We start from the raw sequence: 12397 nt of genomic DNA, 5'->3' as shown, positions 1-12397 counted from the left end.
TCATGTTGAATTTCCTTATCAGTTGTGGGGACAACAGATGAGGAGTTTGACATGGGCAGGTCTTTACAGGCAGAGCCAGAACCGAGGCGATAACCACGTCCATAGGACGTGGTTTTAAGTTGGCAATTAAAATCCCGGCTCAGTGGCCGGGATATAATATTACTGCTCTAATAGTCTTCTCTTGGCTTCATTTAATGCATTCTGAAGCCAATCAAAATTCATTGGACTAACGTCCGATGAAAATTCAATTTTTATATCGTTTATCCCATCTTCTTGTTGTAAAAGTGCAATAAATTCATCATCTCGATAAATTTCAGCTATTAGATTTTCATAATCGACATCACTAGCGATGACAATTTTTAAATGATCCTTACAATTCATAATTACGGTTCCAAAAATCCACGAAAATTACCTTGAGGGTCAAATCTTGCCCCTCGACCATCAGGGGCGATGACATCAAATCCTCCAAAACGATTTCCTTCTTTTACAGACGCTCCAGGTGCTTTAACTATACCGTCTAATATTTTCTGTCCCTGTTCATTGATTTGAGCAGGAGTTCCTTTAGCGGTAGGATAGACACTTCCTTCGCGGCTGCCATGTTTTTGTAACGCCCTACCTGCAACGGTAAAATTGCCAGATTTGGCCGCTGGATCAATATTGCCTCCAGTTTTAGAAAGAGAAGTTAATTCAATCTGACCAAACTTACCGGCATTAATTTTGCCAACATTTGAAGGAATATCCTTCGCCGCATTAGCCGCCGCAGCTTCAGCTTTCGCCGCCGTCGCCTCGACCGCTGTCTTACCGATACCTACGGCACCGCCAGCCCCAACACCACCCGGCACGATAGCTTCCGACATCTGGATACCGGCATTATTCAGACACAGCATCACATTTCCTGCGCAAGCTTGTATTACAGCTTTTGCCGCCGCCGCTATTTCAGGTGTGGCCGCTGCCAGTAAACCACCACCAAGACCCGCCGGAAGCGCTACCATCAGCGCATCATTCATCGCCAGCCCTTTCTGGCAGGAAGCTGAGCCTGGGTCTGTACTGCAAGACGCGATATTTTTACCGTGCTCCCGCACGAACTTCTCCTGTCCCTCTTCCGTACCGCCAAACAGGTTGTTGTTAACCGCGTTCTGTCCCGCCTGCGCACCCGACACAGCATTCGCCGTGCTGTCACCCGTCACGCCACCCGCCAGACCCGCTGCTAATGTCCCCAGCGCGCTGACCGTCTGCTTCTCGGTTTCCGACAGGTCACCAACCGCTTTACCCGGATACAGCTGGTTCATCACCAGCTTCGCCATCAATTCGCCGCTGACCGCTCCGGCTGCGCCTGCCAGCGCTGAGTTACCCGACGCGTAAGACGTTACCGCACCAACAACCGCATGCGCCATTGCCTGCGCTTCCGGGTTGTTTTGGGTCAGATCGTGGATCTTTTGCGCCAGGTATGGCGCAGCCGCCCCGCTTACCGCCTGTGCCACGCTACCGCCCGACAGCCCCTGTACCGCCGCCGTCACCGCGCTGATGCTCTGCTGAAGTGCGCTGCCCGTACCGAACGGCTTCATCGCCGTGTCGTAAGCCTGTTTCGCTATCTCATCTGACGTCGGGTTCAGCTTCCCTTTTCCGGCCAGCTCTTCCCTGGCCGCCTTCAGCGCCGCCGGGTCACGCTGCGCCTTCATGCCCGCTATCTGGCCCTGCGTTCTGGCAATGTCCCCCGCCTGCGCCCCGATTTCGCCTATCAGTTGCGCCGCCTTCAGCCGGTTCTGCTCCTTCTCCTTATCGAAGATGACGTCCAGCCCCGGGTTCGCATTTTCCACGTCGCGGCTGAGGTCCGCCACGTCCTGCTTCTGCTTCGACGGGGCGCGGATAACGATCGTGCCTTCGCTCACCGCCGACTTCGTGGTGCTGTCCGCGCTGCCGCTGCCGTTCAGCCCTGCCAGCATCCCGTTCGCCATGTTCCCGGCGAAGTCCCCGCCGATACTGCCGCCGGTGCTCATGCCCGCACTCTGATGCTCAACCTTATAGTCCGCGTGGTTCTCAATGTCGCTGAAGCCCAGCGTGCCGGTGTCGAGCCGGTTCAGGCTGGCATCTGCCGTACTCGCGATAACCGCACCGTTCAGCTGCGTGTGCTCACCTACAGTGACGTCAAAGCCGCCCTGACCCGCAAAAATCCCGGTCTGCTCCGCCACGCTCTGCCAGTTGCTGTGCATCCTGTCCCGGCTCACGTTCACGTTCGCTGAGCCGGTCGCTGAGCCGAACGTGAAGCTGCCGCCCGCGCCGGCGCTCTGCTGCCTGCTGTCGTAGCGGTCGCTGTCCTGCTCTGAGGTCAGCGTCAGGTTGCGGCCCGCGTCCACCTTCACGCTGTTGCCGCTTGCCTGCGCGCCCGTGAGCGTGGTGTCGCGCCCGCTGGTCAGGCTGAGCTGACTGCCCGCGTCCAGCGTGGTTTCGCTGTGCGTCAGCCCGTTGCCCTTTTCGCTGCCCTTCGCCGCGTTGACGCTGGCCGACACGCTGATACCGTAGCCGCCCGACCCTGCGCCGATGCCCACCCCGGCGCTGCCGCCTTTGCTGCTGTTCTTGCTGTCGGTGCGCTGGGTGTTCTGCGCCGACTGCAGCAGGATGTCACGCGCCGCAGCCAGGCTCAGGTCGCCGCCCGCCTTCAGCTGGCTGCCGGTGATGCTGATGTCGCCGCTCTGCGCCGTGCCATTTTTGCCGGTGGCCGTGACGGTCAGATTCCGGCCCGCCGTCAGCGTGCTGCCCTGCGACTGGCGGCTTTCAGTACGGGTTTCGCTTTTCGACGACTGGCTGCCGTACGAAGCGCTGACGCCGAGGGTGCTGGTCGAACCCGCCTGATAGCCCTTATCACCCGGACTCAGCCCGCCTGCGGCATTGTGTGCGTCCGCGGAGGCCGTGTTGAGCCCGTCCATCTGAGCCGCCTGCGCCGCCTGCACCCCGCTCAGTACCGCTTTGGTGTTCTGCAGCGCGCTGACCCGCCCGTCGCCCGACTTCCTGGCCTGCTGCGCGGTGCTCACCGCCGTGTTGAGCGCGCTGCCCGCCGTGCCTGACAGGGCGATGCTCAGTCCGCTCTGCTTCGTCTCGGTTTTCTCGGTGCGCGTCCGCTGGTCATAGCCCGGGTCGATAGTTACGCTGTCGCCCGTCAGGTTCAGATCTTTCCCCGCCACCAGGTCTGCGCCGCCGGCGTGCAGCCGGTTGCCCGCCGTAACATTGACGCTGCCCTGGCTGCTGCCGACGGTGCTGACGCTCTGGCTCTGGGTGGTACCCTTCTCATCGATTTCATGGCGGGTTGACTGTTTGCCGACGGTGAAGCCGATGCCGCCGCTGCCCAGCAGGCCGCTCTTTTTCTTCTCCTCCAGCTGATAGTGACTCTCGGTCTCCGTCGCCGCGCCGATCTCCACGTCGCGCCCGGCCCGCAGGTTCACGTCCCGGTCGGCGGCCACCGCCGAGCCGGTCACCGTCAGGTCGCGCCCGGCGATGACCGTGACGCTTTCGCCGCTCAGCAGGCTGCCGTTCTCACGGGTGGTAACGTCCTGCGTTACGCTGTGGCCGCTGCTTTTGTTCAGCAGACCTTTATTCTCTGAGCGCTCTTCGCTGTAGAACGACTCCCGTTCGGTGGCTGTATTCAGCACCACGTCCTGCTTCGCCTGCAGTCCGACCGCGCCCTGTTCGCTGTGCAGCGTACTGCCGGTGACCGTCACGTCACCCTCACGCCCTATCACTGTTACGCCCTGCTGTCCGCTGAAGGTACTGCCGGTGCTGCTCTCACGTGAGCTTTCCTCTTCGCGGTGGCTGCGGGTATTGCCCTCGCGCTTGTTCTCGCTGTCCTGCGCTGACAGGCTGGCGCGCGCGTCCCTGATGGTAACGTTCTGCGCGCTGACGCCGATGCTGCCCTGGGTACTGTCGACCTGCGCGCCTTCGGCCAGCAGATTATTGCCTGCCACCAGCGTTACGCCCTGATCACCGCTCAGAGTGCTGAGCAGCAGACGATCTTCCTGACGGCTGTTGCTGACCGATGAGGTCCGGCTGTTGGCCTCAAGATGGGTCGTATTGGTGGTGGTCCCGGCCCCGATGCGGATGTCGCCGCCCGCCTGGACACGTGCAGAGCCGGAGGCGCTGGCCTGGCTGCCGGTCAGCGTCAGATCACGTCCCGCCGAGAGCAGGAGGTTACCACCAGCGTTAAGCTCACTGCCCTGTGCCTGCTGCCACTCGCCGCTGACCTGCGCCTTGCGCTTGCCCGCCTCTTCCATGCCGCGGCTGGTGCGATTGCCCATCGCCCCGGCGATCACGTTCAGGCTGCCGCTGTGGCTGCTTTTTGCGGTACCGATCTCAAGGTTGTTGCGTGCGCTCAGACTGAGGTTATCGGTGGCGTTGAGCTTCGCCCCCTGTAGCCGGATATCGGTGCCGCTGAGGCTGATATTGTCAGCGCTCATCGTCGCCTGGCGCAGGGCATTCTGCAGATCGGTGCTGATCGTCAGCGTCTCCGCCTTCACATCAATGCTGCCCGCTTTGATATCGCCGCCCAGGTGCAGGAACTGATTGCTGTCGACTGACAGTGCCTTGTCCGCAAAGAGATTCCCGGCGCTGGTGACGCTGTCTGCCGAGAGCTGCAGATTACCGCCGCCAATCACCGCGCCATTACCGGTCAGGCGCAGGGTAGTCTGAGCCAGATAGACTTTCGGCACCCACACGGTCTGCGGACCCTCTGCCGTCTCCACCGTTTCGCTGACCAGCCAGACGATATCCTGCTGCAGCGCCGCAATCTGTTGCGGCGTCAGCGCCACACCCGGCACCAGATGGAAATCCTGCGCCACTTTTGAGCCGTTATTCATTAGCGCCTGATACTGCTCCATTGCATCCCAGCCGTTAACGGAAGGCCTGCCGGTCAGTTTCAGGACCTGCTCGCGCACCAGGCGCTGCTCATAAAAACCGTCGCCCAGCCGTTTATGCACCTGTGACGGGTCATAGCCCACCCGTTCGAGCAGATAGTCGCTGCTGATAAATTTGCTCTGGCTGGTGAAGCGCTCGTCAGTCACCACCAGATACGGGCTGCCCGCCGCAGTGTGCTGGCTGAACAGGCCGTTATCGGGGATGGCTGTGGTGACTTTCTCCAGCTGTTGCAGCGCCGTCAGTGCCAGCTCAGCCGGTAACAGCGGGCGATGGTCGTCACCCGCCGCAAGCTCTGTGTCGCCGTCATGGTGAGCGACGCCGTCTACGGCAAAAGCCAGCGGGTTACGTTCATACTCTGCGCGTTCGGCATCCACCGCCTGCAGCGCCGCCTCAAGCTGGCTGATCTGCGCCTGATTAACGGTGGTGTTACTGATGCTCGCTCCGCTGATACTGACATTACCGTTGCCGGTAATGATGCCATCAATGGTAGCCAGGGCCGTGGTCTCATCGGAATTGAAGGTCGGGTACCAGTGGCGCGTACTTCTGTCGTAATGGTCGACGATCACTTCCTGACGCCGCTCGTTGACCGAGTAGCCCCGGTTATCAACACTGCCACCGCCATCCACGGTCAGATTGCCATTGGCCGTGATCACGCTGGCGTCATTGAGTAATGCGTCGGTGATGCGCAAGATCATGTTGCCACCCGCCAGGATACGGGCCCCGATACCTTCACTGACCAACCTGTCACGCGTCAGGGTGCCGGTTACACTACGCTCACGCAAAGCGCTGTAGTCGCTGATAAAGAGAGCGCTATCGATATCAATATGTTGTTCAGGGTCCCATTGCTCGATGCGACCACGATCATGTTCGCGCCACACCGTGTTCTGATAAGGGGTAGGAACATTTTTTTGCTTAAATCCGCGGGTTTCATAGAACGTCATGGCATAACTACCGTCAGCGCTGGGGTTCAGCGTCAGATAGTTAACCCACAGATCGGTCAGCACACCCTGATTGTTCATAACGCGGACCTGGGCGCGTTTGCCTGCAGCGTCAATCGCCAGCAGCGTGCCGTAAGGATTACTCTGTGCCGCAGCCTCATCCTGAAAAGTCAGTCGCTGAGTGGTCGGTGCCATGCTGCTCTTATCGGGCATTATCGTCGTACCAAACGAGCGCCAGTAATAGTTATAACGATGCCAGCTGTAGTCGCTGGTCTCAGCATCACGCTCTATCACCAGTCCTTCGCGCAGGTTGTCGAGCCGCCGCGCCTCCAGCGTCATATCACCGTCTGCTTCAATAAAACTCGCCCGGTTCTCGATCAGGTCATCGCTGTGCAGCGACAGACGATCGCCGCTGTAAAGCAATGCACCCTCTTTGTTGCTCAGCCGCTCGCGGGCCTGCAGCGTCAGGCTTTGAACGGCCGCAATTACGGCAGGCTGGCCATGGTTATCGATCACCCGACCACGCACGGTGATCTCATCGCCCATCACGGTCGCGCTGTTATCCAGCGAGTCGACATTCAGCGTCAGGTCGTCGGCTTCAAGCCGCCCGCTGTTCAGCAGCGCACCCGTCGTGAGCTGAACGGTTTTACCCACCAGCATCGCCGGGTTGGTAATAGCCGTAGCATTCAGCACCAGATTACCCGGCAGCAGCCAGTCCACCAGGTTAGTAAACGCCCCACTCAGAGAGAAAGTCACCGTGCCGTTACTGCTGAGGGTTTCGCCCGCCTGGCGGGTATAATCCTGTTGCGCGGTCAGCGTCAGAGCCTGCAACCCGAGCAGGGTGCCGCCCTGATTATCGAAAGCGTGTGCATGAATGTTTAATGCGCCAGCACTCTCCAGCCGTCCGCTCTGATTGAGCAGCACCAGCGGTGAATCAGTCGGTGAGAGATCGGCGTTGAGGGTGAGATCGCCATTCGCCAGCATCCGTCCCTGCCGGTTATCCAGCTGTGCAACACCCCGAAGCAGGAGCGTTCCGGCGCTCTGCAGCCGTCCGCTGCTGTTATCGATGTCACGGGTAGCGATGTCGGTAAAGGTCGTACCGAGTAACAGGCCGCCGTCGCGGTTACTCAGACGATCGGCCTGCAGTGAGAGTCCCGCCTGGCTGCTGAGCACACCCTGTGTGCTGTTATCGATCGCCGTGGCCTTCAGCACGAGATCCTGAGTGGCGACCAGCTGGCCGCCCTGATTGTTCAGTTGCGCAGCGTCAAGGGACAGCGCCGCGCCGCTGTGGACTTTGCCCTGCTGGTTGTTGAGCACATTGAGGTGATAATTTCCCGCGCCCTGACTGATCAGCGTGCCGCTGGCATTCTCCAGTTGCCCTGTTGTCAGATTAATCGCCTCACGACTGCTGAAGATGCCCTGACGGTTAGTGACCGTCGCGGCATTAACCTGCTGTTCACCGTTGCTGCGCACCGCACCGTCGTTGTTATCCATCTCTCCTGACAGCTGCAGGCTGAGCTGTTGCTGGCTGTCGATGTGGCCGCCCGCGTTGTTCAGCGTCTGCGCATCAAGCTGGAGCGCGCCGCCACTCTGCACGTTGCCCGCCCGGTTATCCAGATCCCCGGCCAGGTTCAGCCTTAACTGCCGCTGACTGTAGAGCAGACCGCCCTGAGTGTTACCGAGATGGGCAGCGGTGATGGTCAGCCCCTCACCAGCCAGCCACTGGCCGCCCGCATTGTTAATGTTACCGGTGCGGCTGCCGCTGGTCTGACCCTGAACGGTCAGCAGCTGCTGAGCAGAGACTTTACCGGTCAGGTTATTGATATCCTGTGCAACGCGCAACACCAGCCCGGCGGCTGACTGCAACACGCCGCTGGCGTTACTGAGCCAGTTTGCCGAGAGCTCAGCCTGCTGCTGACTTTGCACGCTGCCCGCCGTGTTATCGAAACCGGCAGTCGTGGCAGTCCAGCTCCCCTGGCTACCCATCCAGCCCTGCGCATTGCTAATTTCCTGCGCCTGGAGCGTCTGGCTTAGCCGACTGAAGATGCGGCCATTACTGTTATCCAGACGGCCCGTGAACTGCATATCCAGCGCGTCCAGCGCATTGATCGCCCCCCCGGCATTCAACAGATTTGCGGCGCTGGCCTGCGTGCTGCCGTTGCCGGTCAGGGTGCCGCCCTGATTGTCCCAGTCGCCTGCCAGGCTGAGCGTCAGCGTCTGCTGGCTGAGAATCTGCCCTGACTGACGATTGTTCAGTGCACCACCCTGCATGAGCAGATCGCCGCCGCTTTGCAGCGACCCGCCATCGTTATCAAACAGCGTCGCGGCGGTGCCCTGGATCGCGAGAGCGTTTTTCGCCGTGAGTTTGCCGCCCTGGTTGAGGATATCGCCGCGGCTGGTCAGCGTCAGATCACCGCCAGACTGCAACCGGCCGCTGGCGTTATTGAGTTGATCGGCCGTCGCTGTAACCTGCTCACCACCCTGCGCCGTCCCACCGCTGTTCTGCCAGAATCCGCCGCTGTTGAGCGAAAGATGATGACCCGCTTCGATCCAGCCATCGCTGTTGTCCAGGCCCTGTGCCGTCATCAGGCTCAGATCCTGCAGCGCAATCACTTTGCCCTCTGAATTATCCAGCCCGTTTGCCGTCAGGCTCAGATCACGCTGGCTGGTAATCTCGCCCTGCGCATTGTTCAGATGCTGCGCGGTCAGCGACAGCTGGCCGCCGTTCAGGGTGCCCGCGTGATTATCCAGATCGCCGCCCGCGCTAAGCGTCAGCGCATTACCGGCCAGAAGATTACCCTGACTGTTGTTAACCGCGTCGCGGGCAGTGATAGCCAACGACGCCTGGGTTTTGATGGTGCCGCCCTGGTTATTCAGGCTGCCGGTCTCAAGCGTCAGATCGCCGTTGCTGCCCAGCTCGCCCGACGTGTTGTCAAACAGCCCATCAATCCGCCAGTGCTGCGCTGCGTTATCAAGCGCAACCATACGGCCACGCTGATTGTTCAGCGAGGCGGCCTGGAAACTGAGCTGCTGACTCTCAATCGAACCCTCGCTGTTGTCCAGCCCGCCAGACAACGTAAAGCGGCTTTCGCCACTGCCGGTCTGCGACCATCCCGCCTGCTGGCTGAACAGGCTGCGCCCATCGATCTGCCAGCGTCCGGCGCTAATCTGTGCCTGCTGCGCCTCAATATCTCCAGAGGTGTTTATCACCAGCTCCGCGCCATTAATCACCGCCTGACGCACGGCAACACCCGCTTCCTGAGCAGTCAGGGTGGCGCGGCTGGCAGCGACCTGAGCGCCACTGAGATCGACGCGGCGTCCATGTGCGCTGACCTCTTTTTTGCTCAACAGGCTGCCACTGGCGCGAATGGTATCCTGGCTCTCCAGTTGCAGACTGGCTTCCTGCACAATCTGGCTGCTGGCGTCGCTGCCTGCCAGCAGGTGTCCACTGCTCTGAATGCTGCGGGCTGCCGTCAGCCGTACGTCACCAGCCGCCGCCAGGGTGCCGGACTGGGTAATCCCGCCTTCACGGCTCTGAACCGTCAGCTGACCGCCACTGTGGAGCTTGCCCTGATAATCAACGCTATCTCTGGCCGTCAGGCTGATGTCGCCTGCGGCCTGCGTGACGCCATCCTGTGCCGTCGATTGCCAGACAAGTTTACCTTCGCTGCTCACTACCAGCGTTTTACCCGCCTGCACCTGAGCGTTCTGATTCCGCACCCCGACGCCTGCTTCGGTGCCAATCATGCGGATCTGGCCGCTGTACATGCCGCCCATCTGACCCATGTCGATCGCCAGTTCAGGTCTGGCGCTGCCGTCGTCAGCCAGCGGTGTGACCGTCTGTGTGTCGGCACTGATGCGGTTACGCCCAGCGACCACCGCCAGCTCTTTTTTGGCCCAGACACCCGCATTGATCTCCACCGCGCGGGCCAGAACGTCTACGTATTCAGTATCATGACGGGGATCGCCGTTGAGTCCGCCGCCTTCAATGCGCACCACGCCGCGTTCAACCTGATAACCCGCCAGGCTGCCGTCGGCGTTGAGCTGCGGTTTGCCGGTGGTCAGCGTCATCCGTCCGGCGTTGATGGTGCCGCAGCCGTTGCAGACAATTCCTGCCGGGTTGGCAACGATCACCTGCGCCCGTCCGCCCGCCACTTCCATATAACCGCGAAGCTGGCTGGGATTGTTGCTGTTCACTTCGTTGAGGATCACCCGCGCCGGTGCAGCGCCGGGCTTGAGATTCGGGTTGCCCTGAATCATTCCGGCCAGTTGCGTGGAGGTCATCACTGCGGAGTTATTCAGGATGGCACCGTTGTGCGCGACGTCGAACTGCTGATACTGGTTGTGTGAGATTCCTGCCTGATTGGGCGCAGTAATATTGACCTGCGGCAGCCCGTTCTGAGTCACGATGACGTCCGGCCGCTGACCTGGCGTAGCGTTGCCATCCGCCACAATGCCGTTCGCCAGTGCTGGCCCGGCAAACAGCGCCAGTCCCAGCAGCCACGCCGTGCGGTGTAAAGTAACCCAGAGACGCGGCGCGCCGTTGCCTCGGCTTTGGCCAGGTTCCGTGCTGCAACTGCGGGCAAGTTCTGACACCACCCGGAGTTCGCCATGGGTGCGGCTGAAGATAATGCGATAGCAATGTTTATTCATGGGTCACATCCGTGTGAAAGTCACTGTTTCAGATAGCGGTGATCAGCCGCTTTGTTGGTCAGATTTCCAGGTTAACGCTGAAACCCGCCGTCGCGCCTGAGGTATGAAAACCCTCGGGTTTACAGAGCGGCACGCCCGCAAACAGGTCATAGCTGAAGCGACCCCAGAGTGAGCCGCGTACGCCGATGGCACTGCCTGCCAGCTGATGCCCGACCAGGTCCCGCGTCGCGGGTCCGCTTACCCGGCCATAATCGGCGGCCAGGTAAAGCTCATGCCCGCGTGAGAAAAGGTTCCAGCCGATTTCGTTGCGCCACAGCAGACCTTTTTCGCCTGACAGCATCTGTTCACCGTCAAAGCCGCGTACCGTGTATCGACCGGCAATCGCCATGCGCTCCTGCGGCGTCAGCGCATTCGGACTCCATTGTCCGCGCACGCTGCTATAGACCCGCCAGGGCTGCTCGCCCAGGGCGAAAGGATGGTTGATGCCGAGGTCGCCCAGCAGTATGCCGGTACGCGCACTGCCCTGATGGCGCGACTCTTCCGGTGCAGGTAATGCATTGAATGCCCCGGTACCGCGCCGCCAGGCGATATTCGCGTCCAGCGTGCTGCTGCCAAAATAGCTGTGCTGATTCAGGCCCAGTTCCCAGCCTGCGGTGCGCCGCTTTTGCTGCTCTATGTCGATATTGTTGACGGCGTTGGTGGAGTGTTTGCGGTAGCCACGCAGATTCAGCGTGGTTTTGTTCGACTGGTCGCGATAGAGCAGGCGGGAGACCGTGATCTGGGCATTATCGCTCTTACCGCTATAGCGCAGCACCTCATTGGCATTGGGAATGTTCTGGTGATAGGTGTAGTCGTTGTAGTTGGCGGAGACGGCCCAGTACCCGATCGGGAAAAAGTAATTCAGGGTATGCGAGCGGTTGCCGAACGGCCCATGCTCAAACAGATTTTTGCCGATGTTGGCGTAAAACAGGTCGTTCTGCGCAAAGGGGGCGTCCACAGCCAGCGTGGCAGAACCGAGGTAGCGTCCGGTACTTTCAGATCCGCTGTCATCCAGTCCCAGACTGAGCCGTACCGGTCTGCCTTCGTGCCAGTTGACCTGCAGATCGCTGGTGGCTTCCCGCTCGCCCGGCACGATTTTAATGTCAGCACTGGCGCTGGGCACCCGCTTAAAGTTCTCCAGGCCCTGCTCAATATCCCGCAGATTCAAAATATCGCCCGATGACGCCGGAACGGCATTCCACAGCCGTCCACGCCTGGAAACAGGTTCTTCAAAGCGGATCTGGCTGATACGGCCAGGCTGCAGCGTCAGCGTCAACACGCCCTTCGTCAGATCCTGCTCCTGCGCCATAACGCGGGTGGTCACATAGCCTTTGGCGAGAATTGCATTCTGCACTTTGTTGATGACCAGCACGATGCCCTGTCCGCCCAGGCAACGGCCGGGGGCGTCTGAAGCAGCATCAAGCGCCCACTGAAAACGGCTGGCTGCCTCGCCCGTCAGGGCAATTCGATTAATGGGAAAACAGGGCTGCTCATTAGCAGGATAACCGGGCAGATGACTATCCGGACGCCGCAGATGTTCATTTACCTGCGGCGCATTCTGCTGCTGCAGCACGCGCTCGCGCGTCTGCTGACGCTGTTGCTCGCGGGCATCAATCGCCTGTCCTTCTTCGCGGGGCGTATCGGCTGGCGAGGCTGCCATCAGCGGTAAAGAGAAGCAGAACAGCGCGCCCGCGACTATGACGAGCAGAGGCTTTGGCGGATGCCAGAGCGATAAACAAATCCTTTTCATGAAAATTCCATTTCACTAACTGTAACCGGGTGTAAATTTTGGCGAATTATCCATCAGAAAGGGACAAAAACAAGGGGGAGGGCTATTTTTGAGGCGGTTTCTTAACCTGTGGGTT

Annotated in this window: 3 protein-coding genes; all 3 read right to left on the bottom strand. The window is 60.2% G+C overall.

Going from position 1 to position 12397, the window contains the following annotated elements; genetic code table 11:
* Window positions 1-159: 159 nt before the first annotated feature.
* Genes F3I20_RS19645 through F3I20_RS19635 form a run of 3 tightly spaced genes read right to left on the bottom strand, consistent with a single transcriptional unit; the run spans window position 160 to window position 12282 of the window.
* On the bottom strand, window positions 160-381 hold the full coding sequence (locus F3I20_RS19645) for a hypothetical protein (protein WP_150019489.1): 222 nt from the start codon (window positions 379-381) through the stop codon (window positions 160-162).
* A gap of 2 nt (window positions 382-383) precedes the next feature.
* Window positions 384-10493, bottom strand: coding sequence for a hemagglutinin repeat-containing protein (locus F3I20_RS19640; RefSeq protein WP_223822601.1), 10110 nt, complete (start codon window positions 10491-10493; stop codon window positions 384-386).
* A 58-nt stretch (window positions 10494-10551) separates the two neighbouring features.
* The gene (locus tag F3I20_RS19635; RefSeq protein WP_150038149.1) at window positions 10552-12282 is read right to left on the bottom strand and encodes a ShlB/FhaC/HecB family hemolysin secretion/activation protein; all 1731 of its coding nucleotides are present in this window, start codon (window positions 12280-12282) and stop codon (window positions 10552-10554) included.
* Window positions 12283-12397: the final 115 nt, after the last annotated feature.

The organism is Candidatus Pantoea gossypiicola (assembly GCF_008632075.1).
Taxonomy (GTDB): Bacteria; Pseudomonadota; Gammaproteobacteria; order Enterobacterales; family Enterobacteriaceae; genus Pantoea; species Pantoea gossypiicola.
The sequence above is the reverse complement of the archived record's forward strand: the minus strand, read 5'-3'. Positions and strand labels throughout refer to the sequence as shown.